We start from the raw sequence: 20,533 nt of genomic DNA on the forward strand, positions 1-20,533 counted from the left end.
GCCATTGAACACCGTTCGGCTAACCGCACGAGAAGGAGGCGGGCACCGTGTCCGGGCCCCAGTCCACCCGGCCCGCCAGCAGGATCGTCGTGGACTCGCCGGGGCGAAGCCGCGAGTGCCCCGGGGTCACCTCGACCGACGCGGCCGTCTGCCGCGCCGTGGCGTTGAACGCCCAGGTGACCTTCTGCGTGCCAGTGTAGGCGTATCGGAGCTTCCAGTCGTCCAGCGTCTGCGTGCTCGTGTTGCGAACCGTGGCCCTGGCGAGGAACTCGTGTCCGAAGTCGAACACCACGCCGTACGACACCGAGCACGCCGGCGCCGGGACCGGGCCGGCCTCGCGCTGGTCGGCCAGGAACGACGCCACCCACGACAGGGTCGCGTTCCAGTTGATCGCGATCTCGTTGGTCGACCATGCCTGGATGTCGTCGACGTAGCAGGACTGCGGCGCGCAGCCCCGCAGGCTGCTCGACGCCACCGGGTCCTGGATCGAGGAGTTCGGCCCGCCGGCGAGCGAGCCGGCCGGCGGGCTGGGCAGCGCGGCGTCGAGCTGGTGCGCGTACATGCGGGAGTGCTGGTTGTGCGACGAGCGCTCGCCGAATGCGGTGACGTAGGACTGCTGCAGCGCGTTGCGGCCGAGCAGATAGTCCATCCCGCTCACCACGCCGTCGCGGAACTGCCGGTCGCCGGTGATGTCGAACGCGGTCGCGATCACCATCAGGTTGCTCAGCACCAGGTCGTTGGAGCCCCAGTCGAACTTGCCGTCGAGCGGCGCGTAGGCGATGCCGTACGGGCTGGCGCGCAGCATCGCCAGGTACTTCTTCGCCCCGTCCACCACCGACTGCCGGACCCGGGCCCGGTCCGGCAGGGCGCTGGGCACGGTCGCCAGGTCGAGGCGGCCGGCGGTGGCGGTGAACTGCCAGCCGAAGCCCTGCGGCCGGAACACGTCGGCGGTGTGCCACGGCGAGGCCATGACCGCGTCCAGATAGGCCGGTTCGCCGGTACTGAGGTACAGCTCGGCGGCCGCCCAGTAGAACTCGTCGGACACGTCGTTGTCGTCGTACGCGCCGCCGCCGACGTTGTCGGAGCTCGGGGCGTAGATCGCCGGGTGGGCGACGGCCGCGGTCCAGGCGGTCCGTGCCGCGGCGAGGAGCCTGGCCGCAAAGGTTCTGTCGTACGGCTGGAAGAGGCGCGCGCCGTGCGCGGCGGTCGCCGCGAGGTCCAGCGTCGCCGCCGTCGACGGCGGGTGCAGCTCGCGCGGCTGCGGGTCGGCGGCCGGGTCCTGCGGCAGGCCGGTCCAGGCCCGGTCGTGGACCTTGTGGTGCACCATGCCGGCGAGCGGCTCGCCGGCCGGGACCTGCATGCGCAGCATGAACTCGAGCTCCCAGCGTGCCTCGTCGAGGATGTCGGGGACGCTGTTGCCGTGCTCGGGGATCCGCAGCGAACCGTCACCCAGCCGGCCCGGTTCGGCAGGGGCCAGCTTGGTGCGCTCGAAGGCGCTCATCAGTTCGTAGACCGCGATGGCGCCGTTCACCACGTACTTGCCTTGGTCGCTGGCGTCGTACCAGCCGCCGCGCACATCGAGCCGGTAGTCGCAGACGCCCGGCTGGCAGGGCACGTCGGTGTCGCCGCGGTTGGGCGGGACGCCCAGGTGGCCGGCGGCCCGGCCGTAGCCGGGCGCGATGCTGCCGACGATCGCGATGCCGCTGCGCTGCGTGTAGAAGAACGACAGCGCGTCGACGCGCAGCTTCTCGTAGGCGGCGTTGACCCCGATGCCGAACGGGACGCTGGTGTCGCCGTCCGCCGCCAGGGTCAGCCCCGTGCCCGCGCTGTGGTACGCGCTGAAGTCGGCGGTCTGTACGTTCTGCCCCGAGGTCGTGTCCACGCCGCGCGGGGTAGTGCTGCCCCTCGCCACGACCGTGCCGGCGGCGTCGCGCAGCTGCCAGGGCAGCGGCGTGTTCCTCATGGTGACAACCGTCGCCTCCTTCGGGCCGTCGGTGAGATAACCGACCTGGTTGACCCGCACGCGGGAGTTGACGTCGCCGAGGCACAGCGTCCGCGCGGTGGTGCAGACCGGGCCGGCTTCGGCGGGTGTGGCGAGCGTGGTCACCGGGACGACGAGCAGTACCGCTGCCGCAGCGATGAGAAGAGAGCGCTTCACTGGGATCTGGTCAGGGAAATCATGGATGTGTGGGAGCGCTCTCACTATAGTCCTCGCAAAAGGGTACTTTCTACAAAATTCGGTATTTACGGACTGTGTACCGCGGTCTAGGGTCGAGATCAGGAACCGCTCTCCCCGCGAGGTGTTCGATCGCAGAGCTTCTGGGGACCTTGGAGCCGTGCAGTGGTGCCGTGGCGCAAGGGGGTTCGATGCGCAAGGCGGTGGTCATGCTGGCGCTGTGCTGCCTGGCGATCGGCGCGGCGTTCGCCGCGTGCGGCTTCACCGGATCGGAAAAGAACCAGCTGGTGGTCGAGACGTTCGGCGACTTCGGATATCACGACCTGTACGCCAGGTACGAGCGGAGCCACCCCGGACTCAAGATCGTCGAGCACGTCGTCTCGTACGACGACCATCACAAGAACCTGCAGGCGCACCTGCTGGGGGGATCGGGGACCGGCGACGTCGAGGCGATCGAAACCGGCTACATCGCCCAGTTCAGGGTGATGGCGGACAAGTTCGTGGACTTCAAGGCCCAGGGCGTCGACCCGAGCCGGTGGCTGCCGTGGAAGGCGCAACAGGCGACCAGTGACGACGGGAAGCTGATCGGACTGGGTACCGACGTCGGCGGGCTGGCGATCTGCTACCGCCGGGATCTCTTCGCGCAGGCCGGTCTGCCGACCGCCCGTGACCGGGTTTCGGCGCTGTGGCCGGACTGGCGGTCCTACATCGTGACCGGCAAGCGGTTCATGGCCAAGGCCCCCAAGGATGTGGCCTGGTTCGACTCGGGGGCCAACGTCTTCAACGCCATCATGGGCCAGGCGCCGGTCGCCTACACCGACCGCGGCAACAACGTGGTGGTGGCGAGCAATCCCGCCGTCAAGCAGGCGTTCGACCTCGCGGTCGACGCGGTGCGGGCCGGCGAGTCGGCGAAGCTGGCGACGTTCAGCCAGCAGTGGAACGCCGGCTTCCAGCGGGGATCGTTCGCGACCGTGGCCTGCCCGGCGTGGATGACCGACACGATCAGGCAGAACGCGCCGCAGACCAGCGGCAAGTGGGACATCGCCACGGTCCCCGGCGGCAGTGGCAACTGGGGCGGCTCGTTCCTGACCGTGCCGAAGCAGAGCACGCACCGCGAGGAGGCCGTCGAGCTCGCCGAGTACCTGACCGCGCCGGAACAGCAGAGCTGGATCTTCCGGACGCAGGGCCACCTGCCCAGCGAGCCCGCGCTCTACAGCGACCCGGCCGTGACCGGGTACACCAACCCGTTCTTCAACAACGCGCCGACCGGCCGGATCTTCACCACGGCGGCCAGGAAGCTGCGGCCGCAGTATCAGGGCCCCAAGGACGGGGACATCGGCCCGCTCGTCGGTCAGGGAATCAACCGGGTCGACAAGGGAAGGCAAGGGCCCGAGCGGGCCTGGCGACAGGTCTTGAAGGACGTGGCCAACGCTACCGAGCCGTAGGTCGGAAAGGAGCCACCAGCCTGATGGCAGTCTCCACACCGCCGGCGCCCGACCGGCGGTCAGGTCTGCGCCACAAGCTCGACGTGAAGGCCACGCCGTACCTCTACATCGCGCCGTTCTTCCTGATCTTCTTCGTGTTCGGGCTGTTTCCGATCCTCTACACCGGCTGGATGGCTACCACCCGGTGGAACCGGGACATGCCCGGAAGTGACAACGTCTTCGTCGGGCTGGGCAACTTCGCGCGGCTGATCCACGACGACTACTTCTGGAACGCGGTACGCAACACCGCCGCCATCGGCGTGCTGGGCACCGCACCCCAGTTGCTGCTCGCCATGTGGATCGCCCACCTCCTGCATCGCCGGTTGCGCGCCCGCACGCTGCTGCGGATGGGTGTGCTGGTGCCCAACGTCACCTCGGTCGCCGCCGTCGGACTGATCTTCGCCGAGCTGTTCGGGCGGGACTTCGGACTGGTCAACTGGGTGCTCAGCCTCGTCGGCGTGCACAAGATCGACTGGCAGGAGGGCACCTGGCAGTCGTGGCTGGCGCTGGCCGTCATGATCACCTGGCGCTGGACGGGGTACAACGCCCTGATCTATCTCGCCGCGCTGCAGGCGGTGCCGGACGACCTCTACGAGGCGGCGGAGCTCGACGGCGCCGGCGAGTTGCAGAAGTTCCGCCACATCACCGTCCCGGCGCTGCGGCCGACCATCATCTTCACCGTCATCATGTCGACCATCGGCACCATCCAGCTGTTCACCGAGCCGCTCATGTTCAACCCGGGGCTGAGCCCGACCGGCGGCGACTCCCGCCAGTTCCAGACCCTGGCCATGTACGTCTACGAGCAGTTCTGGAGCCACGGTAAGTACGCCTACGCGGCCACGGTCTCCTGGGCCATGTTCATGATCATCATTGTGGCGGTCGGCGTGAACTACCTGCTCTCCCGGCGTATCCGGAGCGCCACATGAACGTGATACCGGTCTCCCGCGCCCACCGCGGGTCCCCGGCGCCGGGCCGGCGCCGCGCCGGGGTGCCGACCTATCTGCTGCTCGGCGCGATCGTCGCGCTCTCGGTGTTCCCGCTGTACTGGTCGATGGTCGCCTCTTCGCAGGACGACTCCGCGGCGGGGCGCTGGCCGCCTCCGCTGCTGCCCGGAACCCACCTGTTGGCCAACCTGCGACACGCGTTCGCCCAGGGCGCCTTCGGCCTGGCGCTGCTCAACTCGACGATCATCGCGACCACGGTCACGTTGTCCGTGGTGCTCACCAGCACGCTGGCCGGTTTCGCGTTCGCGAAGCTGCGCTTCCGCGGCCGCAGCGCGATGCTCGTGTTCCTGGTCGTGACGATGATGGTCCCGGCGCAGCTGGGCATCATCCCGCTGTACATCATGATGGCCCAGTGGCTGGGCTGGACCGGCCATCTGCAGGCGGTGATCGTCCCGGCGGCCACGTCCGCCTTCGGGGTATTCCTGATGCGCCAGTACCTGTCCGAAGCGCTGCCGAACGAACTGCTCGAGGCCGGACGGGTCGACGGATGCTCGACGACCCGGCTGTACTGGCACGTCGTGCTGCCCGCGGCGCGGCCAGCCGCCGCGGTGCTGGCACTGTTCACCTTCATGGGCGCCTGGAACGACTTCTTCTGGCCCCTGCTGGCCCTGGGCCAGAGTAACCCGACCGTCCAGGTCGCCTTGTCGACGCTGGCCGGCGGCTACTACATGAGCTACACGCTCGTGCTCGCCGGGACCCTGATCAGTACCGCGCCGATCCTGCTGGTGTTCGTCGTGCTCGGCCGGCAGATCATCGGCGGAATCATGCAGGGCGCGATCAAGGCGTGAGTGCCGACCGACGGCGCTCGCCCGTTGCGTCGCCCAATCGTGACCGCCGATGGCTACGATTGGGCACTGATGGACACGACGGACGACGCACGCGCCCGCATCGACACCAGCGTGGCGCACCCGGCCAGGCGGTATAACTACTGGCTGGGCGGAAAGGACCACTTCGCCGCCGACCGCGCCTCCGGCGACGCCATCGCCGCCGCGATGCCGGGCGTGAAGCTCATGGCGGTGGAAAATCGCGCGTTCATGGGCCGCGCCGTGCGATACCTCGCGGAGCGGGGCATCCGGCAGTTCCTCGACATCGGCACCGGGATCCCCGCGCCGAACAACACGCACGAGATCGCCCAGGCCGTCGACCCGGCCAGCCGCGTGGTCTACGTGGACAACGACCCCATCGTGCTCACGCACGCGCGGGCGCTGCTGACCAGCGCGCCCGGGGGCGTCAACGCCTACCTCGACGCCGACCTGCGCGAGCCCGACAAGATCCTGTCCCACCCGGATCTCGCCGCCACGCTCGACCTGTCCCAGCCGGTCGGGCTGCTGCTCGTCGCCGTGCTGCACTTCGTCCGCGAGGACGAGCACCCGCAGGAGATCATCGACAAGCTCACCGGCGTGCTCGCCCCGGGCAGCTTCGTCGTCGCGTCCCACGCCACCTGGGAGTTCCTGCCGGACGACGTCATCGCGAAGCTGACGGCCAACAACGCCGACGGGCGGTTCCAGGCCCGCACCGGCGCCCGCTTCGCCGAGCTGCTGTCCGCGTTCGACCTCGTCGAGCCGGGCATCGCCTCGGTGGCGCGCTGGCACGCCGAGGGTGTGCCGGGCCCGCGCCCGTCCGCGGAGGACGTCGCCTGCCACGGCGCGGTGGCCCGCATCCGCTGATCCGCCGTTTCCCGCTCCGGCGGGGTCTTGTCCGCTCCGGCGCGGTGGCCCGCATCCGCTGATCTACCGTTTCCCGCTCCGGCGTGGCCTTGTCCGCTCCGGCGTGCCGGCGCGCATCCGCTGATCTGCCATTTCTTCTTTCGGCGGGGTTTATTCCTCGCGGATATATACTGAGTGTATATCCGCGGTGTATGGTGGGTCCATGAGCGTTCCTCTCACCCTGCTCGGGCTCCTCGAGCGCGAGCCGAGCCACGGCTACGACCTCAAGCGCGACTACGACACGTTCTTCGGCCGGGGGCGCCCGCTGCCGTTCGGGCAGGTGTACTCGACGCTCGGCCGGCTCGCCCGCGACGGCAAGGTCGTGATCAGCGAGGTCGAGGCCGGCGAGGGGCCGGACCGCAAGCGCTACGTGATCACCGAGCTCGGCGCGACCGAGGTCGACGCGTGGCTGACCCAGCCCGTCGAGCCCGAGCCGCACCTGCAGACCGTGCTGTTTTCCAAGGTCGTGCTGTCGCTGATGCTGGACCGGCCCGCGGGGGAGTATCTCGACATGCAGCGCGCCGCGCACCTCAAGCGGATGCGCGAGCTGCAGGAGATCAAGAGGGGCAACGATCTGATCGAGGCGATGCTCGCCGATCACGGCCTGTTCCACCTGGAGGCGGACCTGCGCTGGATCGAGCTGACCGTGGCGCGCCTGGACCACCTCGCCGGGCTGGTGCGGCGATGAGCGGACCGAAGCCAAGCGCCTGGTCCGGGTCGGTCGCTGCGAAGGCTCATCGAGCCGGAGGTGACGGCATGAGTGGTCCGATCATCGAGGCGCGCGACGCCGCGCTCTCCAAGGTCGTGCTGTCGCTGATGCTGGACCGGCCCGCGGGGGAGTATCTCGACATGCAGCGCGCCGCGCACCTCAAGCGGATGCGCGAGCTGCACGACATCAAGGAGGGCAACAACCTGATCGGGACGATGCTCGCCGATCACGGCCTGTTCCACCTGGAGGCGGACCTGCGCTGGATCGAGCTGACCGTGGCGCGCCTGGACCACCTCGCCGGGCTGGTGCGGCGATGAGCGGACCGAAGCGAAGCGGCGGTGGCGGCATGAGTGGTCCGATCATCGAGGCGCGCGACGCCGTGCTGTACTTCGGCGAGACCCAGGCCCTGCGCAAGGCGTCGTTCGAGGCCGGGCCGGGCGAGGTCGTCGCCGTGATGGGGCCCAGCGGCTCCGGTAAGACCACGCTGCTGCACTGCCTGGCCGGCATCCTCGTGCCCGGCGAGGGCGAGATCCGCTTCGACGGGCAGCGCATCGACACGCTGAGCGAGCACGAGCGCAGCACCCTGCGGCGGGAGCGCTTCGGGTTCGTGTTCCAGTTCGGCCAGCTCGTGCCGGAGCTGACCGTCGAGGAGAACGTCGCGCTGCCGCTGCTGCTCGGCGGGCTCAAGCGGGCCGGGGCGCTGCGGCAGGCCCGCGGCTGGCTGGAGCGGCTCGGGCTCGGCGGCATGGAGCGCCGCCGCTCCGGTGAGCTCTCCGGCGGGCAGGCGCAGCGGGTCGCGCTGGCCCGCGGCATGATCAACCGGCCGCGGGTGCTCTTCGCGGACGAGCCGACCGGCTCGCTCGACTCGCTCACCGGCGAGCAGGTCATGGACCTCATGGTCGGCGTCGCCCGGGAGCAGGGCACCACGGTCGTGCTCGTCACCCACGAGCCGCGGGTCGCCGTCTACGCCGACCGCGAGGTCATCGTCCGCGACGGCAGGGTCCACGCCCTCGCCGCCGAGGGGAGCGGGTCGTGATCGGCTTCGGCCTGCGGCTCGCCGTCGCCAGCGGCCGCGAGGCGCTCGTGCGGTTCGTGGTCATCGCCGCCGCCGTCGCGCTCGGCGTCGGCCTGTTGCTGTCCACCGTCGCCGGGGTCCGCGCCCTTGACGCGCAGGTCGGCCGGGCCGGCTGGCTCAAGCCGCAGCCGGCCTCCGGCGCCCCCGCGGCCGACCCGCTGGTGTGGTCGACCCGCTGGGACTACTTCGGCGGCAAGAGCATCGACCGCGTCGACGTGGGCCTCACCGGACCCCACCCGCCGGCGGTGCCCGGGCTGCCGCGGGTGCCCGCCCCGGGGGAGTACTACGTCTCCCCGGCCCTGCACGACCTCATCGCGTCGCACCCCGCCGACGAGCTGGCCGCGCGGTTCCCCGGACGCGAGGCCGGCATCATCGACGACTCCGCGCTGGCCTCGCCCGACGCGCTCGTCGCCGTCGTCGGGCGGACCGCGGGCGAGGCCGGCGAGATCACCGGCGCCCGCCGGGTCTTCTCGATCTCGACGGACGCGCCGCCGATCCCGGTCGCCGCGCTCGACCTGGTGTTGTCGGTGATCGCCGGCGGGCTGCTCTTCCCGGTGCTCATCTTCATCAGCACCGCGACCCGGCTCAGCGCGGCCCGGCGCGAGCGGCGCTTCGCCGCGATGCGTCTGGTCGGCGCGACCCCGCGGCAGGTTTCCATGCTCGCCGCCGTCGAGTCCACGGCCGCCGCTGTGATCGGCACCGCGGCCGGCTTCGCGCTGTTCCCCGCGTTGCGGGCGGTCATGGCGCAGTACCCGTTCACCGGCATGCGCTTCTACCCGGGCGACCTCTCGCCCGGCTGGCTCGCGGCCGTGCTCATCGCACTCGGCGTCCCGCTCGGCGCCGCCCTTGCGGCCCGGCTCGCGATGCGCCGCGTGCGGATCTCCCCGCTGGGCGTCGCGCGGCAGGTCACGCCCCGGCCGCCGCGGGCGTGGCGGCTGATCCCGCTGGCTGCGGGGCTCGCCGAGCTGACGTACTTCATCGGCCGCAGGCCCCCCACCTCCAACGGCCAGGTCGCCGCCTTCCTGCCCGGGTTCCTGGTGATCATGGTCGGCCTGGTGCTCGCCGGCCCGTGGATCACGATGGCCTGCGCCCGGCTCATGGCGCGCCGCGCCCGCCGGCTGCCGACGCTGGTCGCCGCCCGCCGGCTCGCCGACAACCCGCAGGCCGCGTTCCGCGCGATCAGCGGCGTGGTCCTGGGCCTCTTCGTGGTCAGCGTCGCGACCGGCGTGATCACCACGATCGTCGACCAGCGCGGCGTGCGCGAGAGCCCGCTGTCCGCGGTCACGCTGCTGCAGCATTTCGAGCGCGACGGCGGCCAGGTCCCCGACACACTGCTGGACCGGCTGCGCGGCACGCCCGGCGTCACCTTCACGCTCGTGACGCGCGAAAACCCGGACAATTCCTCCAGCTCGCCCGTCGGCGTCGCACCGTGCGCGGAGCTGGAGAGGATCCCGCAGTACGGCCGGTGCTCTCCCGGCGCCGTCGTGGCCGCGGTCCCGTACAACCTTGTCGGGCTGACCCGGGACCGCAACGCGGCCGGCCCGGACAGGGTATGGGCCGCGTCCCCGGTCACCGCGCAGGAGCTCGCCGCGCTGCCGATCCAGAACCTGGTCGTCGGCCTGGACGGCACGCCGGCGGCGCACGAGCGGGCCCGCACCGTGATCGAGCTCGCGTATCCCTACGAGCGGGTCCCGCCGGCCACCGAGAACGACTTCATGGGCAACTCCCGGACGCAGCTCAACCAGTTCCAGCAGCTGGCGAACGTCGTCATGCTGTTCAGCCTGCCGATCGCGGGCTGCAGCCTGGCGGTGAGCGTCGCGGCCGGCATCGTCGACCGCAAGCGTCCGTTCAGCCTGCTGCGGCTCACCGGGGTACCGCTGCGGATGCTGCGCGGGGTCGTGGCCCTGGAGAGCGCCGTGCCGCTGCTGGCGGTCGCGGTGCTGGCCACGGCGACCGGCTTCGCGGCGGCGCAGCTGTTCCTCAGGGCCCAGCTGGACTACACGCTGACCCCGCCGGGCTGGAGCTTCTACGCGCTGACGGCCCTGGGCCTGGCGGTGTCGCTGGCGATCATCGCCTCGACCCTGCCGCTGCTGGAGCGCGTGACCGGACCGGAGACGGCCCGCAACGAGTGACCGGCTAGGCGGTGCGGACCTCGCGCATGCGCTTGTCGTACGCCCGCTTGCCGAACAGGCGGTACGCCAGCCGGGCCGCGGTCGGCAGCAGGGCCATGAAGCGCGCGGTCTCGTCCGGGGTGGCCTCCTCCAGCAGCGCGCCGAGCACGAACAGCAGCTGGTCCTTCGGGGTCTTCGCGCGGGAGTGCTCGCTCAGCTCGTTCCACTCCTGGACGGTCATGTGCTCGTGGATCAGCGGTAGGACGTGCTGCTCCTCCTCGTCGAGGTGGACGAGCAGGTCCGCGCGGTGCCGGTGCAGCTCGGCGACCAGGGCGTCGCGCTCGGCCGCGCCGGCCGTGCGCTCCCACGCGGCCAGGGCGTGCTCGACCCGGCCGAGCCCCTCGGCCACGACATGGTGCTGCTGCTCCATGCGCAGCACCATGTCGGCGTCGAGGTCGACGCGGGCCAGCAGCTTGGGCCACAGCAGCTCGTCCTCGCCGGTGTGGTGATCGTGCAGGCCCTTGATGTAGCCGCGCGCCATCCCGGCGAGGAAGGCGGCGCGCGCGGTGTCGCCGGGGCGGCAGGCGGCGACGGCGAGCGGCAGGTTGCGCGACTCCCGGCGGAAGACGCGGTGCACGACGACCATCTCGCGGACCCAGGGGCGTTCGACGGTGGTGGTCATATCGGTGGCTCCTCACGTTCGAAGGGTGACCGGCCAACCGTCGCCGGATTGTCTTGTAGTGGTCTTGGAGCCGGCTTGGGTGCGGATACCATGGCAGGTCATGTTGATCCGGGTGCTCGGGCCGTTCGAGGTCGAGGCCGCACACGGCGGGCCGGTCGACATCGGCGGCCCTCGCCAGCGCGCCGTGCTCGCGCTGCTGCTCTCAGCCCGGGGCGAGGTCGTCTCCGTGGACCGCATGATCGAGGACCTTTGGCGCGGCGAGGCCCCACCGCGGGCGATCGCCTCGCTGCAGGCCTACGTCTCCAACCTGCGCCGCCTGCTCGAGCCCTCCCGCGAGCGCCGCGCCCCCGCGCGACTGCTGGTCAGCGCCGCGCCCGGGTACGCCATTCGCCTCCCCGCCGAGGCTGTGGACGCGTGGAGCTTCGAGTACCTGCTGACCGACGCCCGCGCGGCCGCGGCGGCCGACCCGCACCGTGCCCGCCGGCTCGCCCGCGCGGGCCTGGAGCTGTGGCGCGGCGACGCCTACGCGGAGTTCGCGGGGGAGCACTGGGCCCAACCGGAAGCGGTACGCCTGGAGGAGCTCCGCCTCGCCGCCCGCGAGCTCCTGCTGGACGTGACCCTGCGCACGGGCGGCGCGGCGGAGGCGGCAGCCGAGGCGGAGCTGCTGACTCGCCGGCACCCGCTGCGCGAGGAGGGCTGGCGCCTGCTGGCCCTGTCGTTGTGGACGATGGGGCGCCAGGCCGACGCGCTGGCGGCGCTGCGCCGGGCGCGCACGCTGCTCGCCGAGGAGCTCGGCCTGGACCCCGGGCGCCCGCTGGTCGACCTGGAGTCGGCGATCCTCGCGCAGCGCGTGGACCTCCTCCCGCGACAACGCCCACCCACAGCGGCGGCGCCTGAGCCGGCGACGCACCGGACTGCGCACACCGCCGCCGCGACCGGCAGGAGCACGCACCGAGCTGCGGGCGCCGCGGTGCCGGCGGGCGAGGACACCCGCCGGGACACTGCCGGGTCGAGCGGAGAGCCGGCCAGGGAAGCCGGCGCGACGGAACCGGGTGGCTCCGGGGCCGAGCTGTTCGTCGGGCGCGACGACGAGCTCGCTACCCTGCGCACCGCCGCCGTCGAGCGGCCCCGCGTCGTGCTGCTCACCGGGGAGGCCGGGGCCGGCAAGACCAGCCTGCTCGGACGGTTCCGGCACGAGCTCGAGGCCGACGGCTGGCTCGTCCTGCTCGGGCGCTGCCCGGAGGCCGAGGGCGCCCCGCCCGCCTGGGCCTGGGTCGAGGCGCTGCGCCTGCTCGAGGAGCACGCCCCGCCCGGCGAGCTGCGCCCGGCCCTTGCCCCGCTGCTCGACGACGCCGGTGTCGCCGCGCGGCCCGGCGAGGAGGACGTCGCGGCCGGGCGGTTCCGGCTGCACCGGGCGGTGACCGCGTGGCTGCGAGCGGCCGCGCGCGGCGAGCGGCCGGTCGCGATCGTGCTCGACGACCTGCACGCCGCGGACGTCGAGACGCTCATGCTGCTCGGCAGCGTGGCCGAGCTGATCGAGGCCGGCGGGCCGCGGGTGCTGCTCGTCGCCGCGCTGCGCCCCGCCGACAACCGGGAGCGGCTCGCCGGGGCGCTGGCCGAGCTGGCCCGCCGCTCGCCGGTGCGGGTGCACCTCGACGGGCTGGCCGCCGCGGACGTGGCACGGCTCGTCGAGACGTTGGCGCGCACCAGCGTCGACCCGGCCACCTTGGCCGCGCTGGCCGAGCGGACCGGCGGCAACCCGTTCTACGTACGCGAGTCCGCGCAGCTGCTCGCCTCCGAGGGTGCCCTGGTCGCCACCTCCGACGTGCCCGAGGGGGTGCGCGACGTGCTGCGCCGGCGGTTGTCCCGGCTGCCGCAGCCCGCGGTCGCGGTGCTGCGGCTGGCGGCCGTCGTCGGACGGGAGGCCGACGTCGAGACGCTGGTCGAGGCGGCCGACGCCGACGAGGGCGCGGTGCTCGACGCGCTCGAGGCGGGGCTCATCGCGGGGCTACTGACCGAGCCGGCGCCCGGGCGGGTGCGGTTCGTGCACGGGCTGGTGCGTGACACGATGTACACGGACCTCTCCCACCTCCGCCGCACGAGGATGCACGCCCGTGTGGCCACGTGCACCCGCCTCCGGCGGCCCGACGACTACTCGGCCCTGGCCTACCACTACGCGCGCGCCGCGTCCTCGGACACCGCCGGGCTCGCCGTCGAGTATGCGATCCGGGCCGCCGAGCTGGCCGAGCGGCGCTACGCGTACGACGCCGCGGCCGAGCTGCTCGAGGGCGCCCTCGCGACCGCAGACGCGGTGCCCGGCGACCGCGACGCTCTGCTCGTGAACCTGCTCGGGCGCCTGCTGCGCGCCCAGGCGTCCGCGGGCGCGGTCGCCGCCGCCCGGGCCACCCGTACCCGGGCCGTGGACGTCGCCGTCGCGTCCGGGCGGGAGGAGCTGCTCGTCGCGGCGTTCACCGCGTGGACCGTCGCGACGCCGTGGCAGATCCGGGAGTACGGCATCCGCGACGACCGGATCGTCGACCTGCTCACCCGGCTGCTGCGCCGCGACGACCTCGCCGCCGCGGACCGCTGCCGGCTGCTCGACGCGCTGAGCAGCGAGCTCGACGGCGACGCCGATCCGCGTGGCGAGCGCGCCGGCCGGGAGGCGCTCGAGCTGGCCCGCGGCCTCGGCGACCCGGCGCTGCTGGCGCTCGGGCTGGCCGCCCGCCTCCGCACGATGCGGTTCGACCGTGACGTCGAGGGCCGCGCGGTGCTCGGCGCCGAGCTGCGCGAGGTCGCGGAGGCGCACGGCGCGGTCTCGTACCTCTGGATGGCCGAACAGGTGCTCGGCAACTGCCTGGCGGCGGGCAACCGCCCGGAGGAGCTGTCCGAGTCGATCGCCCGGCAGGGCGCGATCGCGCGGACGTACCGGCTGGCCGAGCCCCTGGCGATCAACACGGCCGCGCACGGCGTGCTGGCCCACGTGGCGGGCGACTTCGCCGCGGCGCAGGGCCACTACGACGAGATCCGGGACCAGCTGCGGCGGACGGGATCGTTCCACGCCGACGGGTTCCACTTCCTGGCGACCGCGACGCTGATGATCAGCCAGGGGCGCATGGCCGAGCTCGTCGAGCCGACCCGGGAGATGTTCGAGCGGCTGGGCCCGCTCGCCGCCGACACCCACGGGCTGGCGCTGGCCACGGCCGGGCGCCCGCGCGAGGCGGCGGCGGTGCCTGTCGGCACGCACCCGATCCGGCCCGACTACTTCGAGTCCGGCTTCTACACCCTCCGCGCGCTGGCGGTGTGCGCGCTCGGCCGCGCGGACCTGGCCCCGGCGGTGCTCGACGCGCTCCGGCCGGTGCGCGACCAGTTGGCCGCCGTGTCGAGCACCGCCATCGTCATGCGCCCGGTCGCGCTGACGCTCGGGGAGCTCTACGCCCTGCTGGGCCGGGCCGGCGAGGCCGCCGAGCACTACCGGCTCGCCGTCGAGGTCGCTACCCGGTGGGGCGCGCCGCACTGGCTGGCGGAGGCGCGGGCGGCGCTGGGCGGCGCCTGAACGCGACCGCCGCGACGACGCCCACGGCGTTGCCTGGCTCGGTGCGCCGGGTCAGGCCTGCTCGGACTCCTCGCGGCGCACCTGGCGGGCGTCCGCGTCGGCGGCGCTGACGCTGTCCGGCTGCGTCGGCAGGGACTCGGGGATCTGGCGGACCGGGACCTTCGGGTATTCGCCCGTGTCGGCGCCGCCCGCGGCCGCGGCCATGACGGCGGCGGCGGCCAGGTCGGCCACGCGCTTCGCCTCGCGCTGGACGCGGGCGCGGACCTCCTTGGCGTGCCGCTCGGCCGAGTCGGCGGCCTGGCGGGCGTGCTCCAGCCGGGTCAGCTCGCTGGCCAGGCTCTGCTTGGTGTCGGCCAGGCGCTGCTGCAGCTGGTTGACCTCGCGGCCCAGCGTCGTGGACTCGCGACGGGCCTCGCCGAGCTGCGTCTGGGTCGCCTCGAGCTCGGTCTGCAGCTGGGCCAGGGCCTTCTGCCGAGCCTGGATGTCCTGCTGTACCACGGAAAGCTGCTGCTGGTGCCGCGCGTTCTCCTCGTCGGCGCGCTTGCGCACGTCCGAGGCGTACTTCTGGGCGTCGGCGTGCAGCGCCGCGTTCTTCTGGTCGGCCGCCTGGCGCTGCTGGGTCAGCTCGCGGTCGGTGGACGCGCGCAGCTCGGACAGCTCCCGGTCGCAGGCGGCCTTGAGCTCCTCGATCTCGCGCTGCGCGGTCGCCTTCCACTGGTTGATCTCCTGCTGCGCCTGGGCGCGGCCGGTCTTGACCTCCTGGAGCACCTGCTGGCGGGCCGCCTCGGCGAGCGCGTCGGCCTCGGCGCGGGTCTTCTCCATGTGCTCGATGCTCTGCTCGTTGATGCGCTTGGCCTCGGCCTCGGCACGCTCGTGCGCGGCCTCGCCGTCGGCGACGAGCTTCTCGGCCCGCTCCTTGGCCTCGGCCAGGAGCTTCTCGGCGTTGGCCTGGTGCTCGGCCGCCTTCTGCTCGGTGTTGTCGATGATGACGCCGGCCTGCTTCTCGGCCAGGGCCAGGATCTGGTCGACCATCGGGCCGAGGTGGCGGAACGAGGCGCGGTCGACGCGGGCGGGGCGCTGGCGCGCCTCGGTGACCTCGGCCTGCATCTGCTTGAGCTGCGAGGTGAGGTCCTGGACCTGGTTGGTGAGGTCCTGGGCCTGGCCGGCGGCGCGCTTGCGCTCCGCGGTGAGGTTGTTGATCTGGCGGTCCAGCTGGTTGAGGTACTGGTCGACCTGGCGCTTGTCGTAGCCGCGGACCTGCTGGGTGAAGTTGGGACGCGTGCTGGCGTCCTCGCGCTGCGTCAACAGATCCCCGCCGTGGGTCATGGTCGATCCTCCATACGATCGGGTAGCTGGTGACGCCGGTGCTCACGGACTGTTGCACACGGGTCCGCCAGCACATCCAAAACGCTACCGGGCCCTTGCGCAAGTCTTCGCTTTGCCAAGAGGCTGTTTCGGGCACGATACGCGTTGAGCCAGTTTTATCCGGATTTATCGTGACGTGTCGTGGCGAATTTGGGCAATTTGCCCCGCCGACGCCCGCCTGTGCCCGCCAGTCCGGCGCCGGACCGGGGCGCCGCGGACCCCGCCGGGGCCCTAGGCTGTTCGCCATGGCCGATCTCCCGGAGCGCTTGGATCCACGGCAGCTGCGCGCCTCTGACGCCGATCGGGAGCGCGTCGCCGACGTGCTGCGCACCGCCGCCGCCGAGGGCCGGCTCGACCTCGACGAGGTCGACGAGCGCCTGCACGCCGTCTACGCCGCCCGCACGTATGCCGAGCTCGAGCCGCTCGTCCGCGACCTGCCCAGCGCGCAGGCCGCCCCGGTGCCGATGGAGGGCGTGCCGCCCCGCCCCGGAGAGGTGCCGGCCAGCGGCTCAGCGGTCGCCGTGATGAGCGGCTTCACCCGCCGCGGCCAGTGGATCCCGCCGCGCCGGTTGACCTGCTTCGCGTTCTGGGGCGGCGGCACCATCGACCTGCGCGAGGCGCGGATGCTGCACGGCGAGATCACGATCCGCGCGTTCGCCGTCATGGGCGGGGTGCAGGTCATCGTGCCCGAGGACGCCGAGGTGCACGTGACCGGCACCGGGGTGATGGGCGGCTTCGGCCAGGAGGCGTCGGGCCCGGGCCGGCACGGCGCGCCGCGGATCGTCATCACCGGCTTCGCCTTCTGGGGCGGCGTCGCCGTCGAGCGCCGCCGCCGCAAGCGCCGCGCCATCAAGGAGACTTCGGCCGACCAATAGGCTTGTCCCCATGACGACGGTCGCGGTGCGCGGGGAGTCAACCCGAGAGGTCGAGCCCGAGCTCGCCAAGTTTACGGTGGTCATCGCCGCCCGGGACAAGGACCGGGCGGCGACGCTCGGCCGGCTGCGGGAGCGCGCCGACGCGCTGCGGCAGTTCCTCGACCGCTACGACCAGGCGATCGAGCGGCGGGAGACGGGCGGCGTGCACGTCTATCCGGAGAGCGGGCGGCGGGGCGAGCGCGTCACGGCGTACAACGGCAGCGTTTCGACGACGGTGACCGTGACGGACTTCGCGGCGCTCGGCGAGATGATGCTCGCCGTGGCCGGGCAGGACCAGACCCAGGTCCACGGCCCCACCTGGTCGCTGCGCCCCGACAGCCCGGTGCACCGGGAGGCGCGGCACGCGGCGGTCGCCGACGCGATCGCCCGGGCGCGCGAATACGCGGAGGCGCTCGGCGCCGAGGTCGTGGAGCTCGTCGAGCTGTCCGACCCGGGCCTGAGCCGCGGCGTCGAGGGGGTCATGGACTTCCAGGCGTACGGCGGGGCGTCGATGCGGGGCAAGTCCGCCGGCACGCCGGAGCTCGAGCTCGATCCGCAGCGCCAGCGGGCGTACGCCGCCGTCGAGGCACGGTTCACCATCACGAGCCCCACCCGGCTCTGACGCGCCGCACGTCGCGCCGTCAGGACGTGGTCGAGGCGTTCCAGGAAGCGCCGTCCGTTATCGCGGCCTCCAGCTGCTCGCGCAGTTTCGCCTTGGGGCGGGCGCCCACGTGCTGCGAGACGACCTCGCCGCCGCGGAAGACGGTCAGCGTGGGCATGCCCATCACGCCGTACGCGCGGGCCGTCCGCGGGTTGTCGTCGGCGTTGAGCTTCACGATCCGGGCGCGGCCGGCGTACTCGGTGGACAACTCCTCGAGCATCGGCGCGATGCGGTGGCACGGCGGGCACCACTCGGCCCAGAAGTCGACGAGCACGGGCACGTCGCTCTTGAGCACCTCCGCCGCGAACGTCTCATCGGTTACCTCGGTCGTCATGTCACACCTTTCGATTTTAGTTCGGTAGCCTCTTCGGTGGCGTGGATCAGCTCGCGCTCCACGACCCGGCGCACCGCCTGCAGGCGCGCGATGCACCCGTCCAGGTCGGCGAGCTTGCGGCCGAGCACCTCGATCGAGCCCGGGCACTCGGCGCCGGTCGCCCGGCCGGAGCGCAGGCACTCCACGAACGGGCGGGTGTCCTCGAGGTTGAAGCCGATCTCCAGCAGCGAGCGGATCTCGCGGACCAGCCGCAGGTCGGAGTCGTCGTACTCGCGGTAGCCGTTGGAGGTGCGCCGGGCCGCGAGGAGCCCGTGCTGCTCGTAGTAGCGCAGCGCCCGGGTGCTCGTCCCGGCCAATTCCGCCAGCTCGCCGATCCGCATGACGTCGACGGTAAACCTTGACGCCCGCGTCAACGCCATCCCGGGACGCCGCCGGCCCGGCGCCTGCCTCGTGGCGGCGGCCGGGCCGGCGGCGCGTCGGCGTCAGGCGGCGCGCCGGAGCCGCTCGGTGAGGTGGTTCGCGGCCCGCACGGCGGCCAGGCGGCCATTACGGATCAGCATGAGGTCCTCGACCGCGCACACCGGCGGCGCGTGGTTGAGCGCCGCGGCCAGCTGCGGGTTGGCCCGGGCCCACTTCAGCATCGCCGAGGTCACCTCGGCCTCCAGCGCGTCCGGCAATGCCGGGCCGGCGCTCGTCACGGCGTCGATCATTCGCTCACGGTACGGCCAGTAGGACCAGACCTTCGCCTCGTCGATCAGCTGCGCGACGGCGTCGGGGCGGCGGTAGTACAGCGCCAGCTGGATGGAGTCCATGCGGTTGTCGCCGATGAGCGCCTCGATCAGCGGGTGCCGGGCGTGCGCGCCGGCGACCTCGTAGAACGTGCTGCGGCTGCCGTGCGGCGCGGCGGCCTCGACGATGCTCTTCCACGTCAGCTGCGCGACGGGCGTGCCGGCCACGAGGGTCGAGACCGCGCGGAAGTAGATGGTCTTGGTCCGCCAGTGGCTGCGCTTGGCCGTCGGGTTGGCCGACAGCCGGCGATGCCACCGGCTCACGACGGTGTTGCTCAGGTCCGGGGTGGCCGTCAGGTGCGCCAGGGTCGTCATGGTCAATCGGTCCTGTCCTGCCTGTCGGAGGTTCAAGCGTCCATCGAGCGTGGCCGCACCCCGGGGCGAGGACCATCACGTATTCACGTGGTCTTGCCGGTGATCAGGTCGAGCACGGCGTCCCAGTCGCCCGGGACGGCGTCGGCGCACCACGCGACGTGCCCGTCGGGGCGCACCAGGGCCAGCGACCGGTCCCAGCCGGCGCGCACCGCCGCGTCGGCGACCGGGAGGTGCCGCACCGGGATGCCGCGCCCCTCGGCCGCGGCGGCCAGCGCGGCACCGGCCGCGTCGCCGGTGAGGTCGACGAGGGTCATCTCGGGCCCGAACCGGTCGGCGAGCGGGCCGCCGCCGTCCAGCCGCACGTCCGGGGCGCGCCCGCCCGGTCGTACCGCCGCCGTCGCGGGCGGCACCCCGTCGTGCCACACGACCGCCGAGGTGGCGTGCCGGGCCGGCAGCCCGCCCGCGTCCGCGCGGTACGCCTCCTGCCGCAGCAGGCCGGCGAGCAGTTCGGGCGCGGCGCCGGCGGCAACGAGCCGGCCGAAGCGGCGCCGGGTCTCCAGGGTCCGCGCCAGCAGCTCCCGGTCGAGCAGGGCGCGCGGGCGCCGCTCCGACTCGTAGCTGGCCAGCAGCGCCGGACCGCCCCAGCCGTTGATCTCGGCGGCGAGCTTCCAGCCCAGGTCGACGGCGTCGGCCAGGCTGGTGTCGACGAGCTCGCCGGCCGGGTGGAAGCGGTGCGCGGCCTCGCCGGCCAGGAACACGGGCCCGCGCCGGTACGCCGTGGCCACCGCGAGGGCGTCGTCCCACTGCGCGACGCCGAGGATCTCCAGCACGTCCAGGTCGGCGGCGAGCCGGGCGCGCAGCAGCCCGACCGGGTCGGTGCTCACCGGCTCGTCCGCGCCGACCGGCAGGCGGGCGACCCAGCTGTCGTCGCCGGCGCGGCTCACACAGGTCACGCCGCCGACGACGACCGTTGTCCGGGGCTGGTCGCGGGCCGGCAGCCGCGGGTCGGCGCTGCGGAAGAACACCGAGCAGTACGGCGCCGGGTGCCCGAGGCCGTCCATCGGTACCTCGACGCAGCGCCGCACCGTGCTCTGCCCCCCGTCGCAGCCGGCCAGGTGCCGCGCCGCGACCGCGTGCCGCACCCCGCTGCGCACGTCCAGCAGGTTGGCCACGGCGCCGTCGGGCTCGATGCGCAGCCCGGTGAAGGTCCAGCCCTCGCGCAGCTCGACGAGCGGGTGTTCACGCAGCTCGTCGCGCAGCCGGCGGGTCAGCTCGGCGGCGCCGATGCGGTGGTCGGGCTCGTTCGCGGGCCGCGGCGACACCAGCACGGGCGCGCCGCCCAGGCTGGTGCGCCACTCGACGCAGGCCGGCTCCTCCGGGCCCGAGCCGTACTTGCGCACCAGGTCGGCGAGGCCGAGCCGGCGCAGCGGCTCCATCGCCGGCCCGGTCAGCAGCTCCGTGCCGGGGTGGCGGGGCGGCGCGGCGGCGCGCTCGACGACCAGGCACGGCACGTCGTGGTGGGCCAGCTCCAGCGCGAGGACGGCGCCGGTCAGTCCGGCCCCGACCACGAGTACCTGCGTGCGCAGCATCGGCGTCGTCACCGATCTCTCCCTCGTTCGACCGCGGCGACCGCTCGTCGCCAAGGGTCATGCTGAG

The 20,533-nt window shown here is 72.9% G+C and carries 18 protein-coding genes; 11 read left to right on the top strand and 7 right to left on the bottom strand.

Translation table 11 applies throughout. The features are described from left to right. Positions 1-19: 19 nt before the first annotated feature. Entirely contained in the window at positions 20-2,158 is a 2,139-nt protein-coding gene (locus ABT297_RS14875; RefSeq protein WP_350549009.1) for a glycoside hydrolase family 9 protein, read from the bottom strand. A 209-nt stretch (positions 2,159-2,367) separates the two neighbouring features. Between ABT297_RS14875 and ABT297_RS14880 the strand changes: the two genes are divergently transcribed. From ABT297_RS14880 to ABT297_RS14915, 8 genes are all read left to right on the top strand, one after another. Next, entirely contained in the window at positions 2,368-3,621 is a 1,254-nt protein-coding gene (locus tag ABT297_RS14880) for an ABC transporter substrate-binding protein (protein WP_350549011.1), read from the top strand. Between the two features lie 23 nt (positions 3,622-3,644). Beyond that, positions 3,645-4,586 carry a carbohydrate ABC transporter permease gene (locus ABT297_RS14885; protein WP_350549013.1) on the top strand — a complete coding sequence of 314 codons (942 nt, stop codon included), beginning with the start codon at positions 3,645-3,647 and terminating at the stop codon, positions 4,584-4,586. Further along, a complete protein-coding gene (locus ABT297_RS14890; RefSeq protein WP_350549015.1) occupies positions 4,583-5,452 on the top strand; it encodes a carbohydrate ABC transporter permease in 870 nt (289 codons plus the stop codon). Before ABT297_RS14885 ends, ABT297_RS14890 begins: the two co-directional genes overlap by 4 nt. A gap of 69 nt (positions 5,453-5,521) precedes the next feature. Beyond that, on the top strand, positions 5,522-6,331 hold the full coding sequence (locus ABT297_RS14895; RefSeq protein WP_350549017.1) for an SAM-dependent methyltransferase: 810 nt from the start codon (positions 5,522-5,524) through the stop codon (positions 6,329-6,331). Positions 6,332-6,533: 202 nt separating this feature from the next. Then, positions 6,534-7,058, top strand: a complete 525-nt coding sequence (locus ABT297_RS14900; protein ID WP_350549019.1) for a PadR family transcriptional regulator — start codon at positions 6,534-6,536, stop codon at positions 7,056-7,058. A gap of 68 nt (positions 7,059-7,126) precedes the next feature. Continuing rightward, a complete protein-coding gene (locus tag ABT297_RS14905; protein WP_350549021.1) occupies positions 7,127-7,396 on the top strand; it encodes a hypothetical protein in 270 nt (89 codons plus the stop codon). Between the two features lie 29 nt (positions 7,397-7,425). Next, on the top strand, positions 7,426-8,115 hold the full coding sequence (locus ABT297_RS14910) for an ABC transporter ATP-binding protein (RefSeq protein WP_350549023.1): 690 nt from the start codon (positions 7,426-7,428) through the stop codon (positions 8,113-8,115). After that, a complete protein-coding gene (locus ABT297_RS14915) occupies positions 8,112-10,286 on the top strand; it encodes an FtsX-like permease family protein (protein ID WP_350549025.1) in 2,175 nt (724 codons plus the stop codon). Before ABT297_RS14910 ends, ABT297_RS14915 begins: the two co-directional genes overlap by 4 nt. Before the next feature lie 4 nt (positions 10,287-10,290). Here ABT297_RS14915 and ABT297_RS14920 read toward each other — a convergent pair whose 3' ends face one another. Continuing rightward, complete coding sequence (locus tag ABT297_RS14920; RefSeq protein ID WP_350549027.1) at positions 10,291-10,947, bottom strand: hemerythrin domain-containing protein; 657 nt, start codon at positions 10,945-10,947, stop codon at positions 10,291-10,293. A gap of 100 nt (positions 10,948-11,047) precedes the next feature. On the opposite strand from ABT297_RS14920, the gene ABT297_RS14925 reads away from it, so the two are divergent. After that, the gene (locus tag ABT297_RS14925; protein WP_350549029.1) at positions 11,048-14,500 is read left to right on the top strand and encodes an ATP-binding protein; all 3,453 of its coding nucleotides are present in this window, start codon (positions 11,048-11,050) and stop codon (positions 14,498-14,500) included. Between the two features lie 51 nt (positions 14,501-14,551). Here ABT297_RS14925 and ABT297_RS14930 read toward each other — a convergent pair whose 3' ends face one another. Continuing rightward, positions 14,552-15,826, bottom strand: a complete 1,275-nt coding sequence (locus ABT297_RS14930; RefSeq protein WP_350549031.1) for a coiled-coil domain-containing protein — start codon at positions 15,824-15,826, stop codon at positions 14,552-14,554. Positions 15,827-16,110: 284 nt separating this feature from the next. Here ABT297_RS14930 and ABT297_RS14935 point away from each other — a divergent pair, with 284 nt between their 5' ends. Together ABT297_RS14935 and ABT297_RS14940 are read left to right on the top strand one after the other, a co-directional pair. After that, positions 16,111-16,740, top strand: coding sequence for a DUF1707 SHOCT-like domain-containing protein (locus ABT297_RS14935; RefSeq protein ID WP_350549033.1), 630 nt, complete (start codon positions 16,111-16,113; stop codon positions 16,738-16,740). A gap of 10 nt (positions 16,741-16,750) precedes the next feature. After that, positions 16,751-17,401 (top strand): SIMPL domain-containing protein, encoded by a 651-nt coding sequence (locus tag ABT297_RS14940; protein ID WP_350549035.1) that lies wholly within the window; start codon positions 16,751-16,753, stop codon positions 17,399-17,401. Positions 17,402-17,420: 19 nt separating this feature from the next. Here the strand turns inward: ABT297_RS14940 and trxA are convergent, their stop codons facing one another. The 4 genes from trxA to ABT297_RS14960 all read right to left on the bottom strand — a co-directional run bounded on the left by trxA (position 17,421) and on the right by ABT297_RS14960 (position 20,478). Continuing rightward, entirely contained in the window at positions 17,421-17,774 is a 354-nt protein-coding gene (trxA, locus tag ABT297_RS14945) for a thioredoxin (RefSeq protein ID WP_350549037.1), read from the bottom strand. Continuing rightward, the gene (locus ABT297_RS14950; RefSeq protein WP_350549039.1) at positions 17,771-18,154 is read right to left on the bottom strand and encodes a MerR family transcriptional regulator; all 384 of its coding nucleotides are present in this window, start codon (positions 18,152-18,154) and stop codon (positions 17,771-17,773) included. The genes trxA and ABT297_RS14950 overlap by 4 nt, the downstream gene beginning before the upstream one ends. A 102-nt stretch (positions 18,155-18,256) precedes the next feature. Next, on the bottom strand, positions 18,257-18,877 hold the full coding sequence (locus ABT297_RS14955; protein WP_350549041.1) for a hypothetical protein: 621 nt from the start codon (positions 18,875-18,877) through the stop codon (positions 18,257-18,259). Between the two features lie 83 nt (positions 18,878-18,960). Next, positions 18,961-20,478 carry an FAD-dependent monooxygenase gene (locus tag ABT297_RS14960; protein ID WP_350549043.1) on the bottom strand — a complete coding sequence of 506 codons (1,518 nt, stop codon included), beginning with the start codon at positions 20,476-20,478 and terminating at the stop codon, positions 18,961-18,963. Between the last annotated feature and the right edge of the window lie 55 nt (positions 20,479-20,533).

The organism is Dactylosporangium sp. NPDC000555 (assembly GCF_040300025.1).
GTDB lineage: Bacteria > Actinomycetota > Actinomycetes > Mycobacteriales > Micromonosporaceae > Dactylosporangium.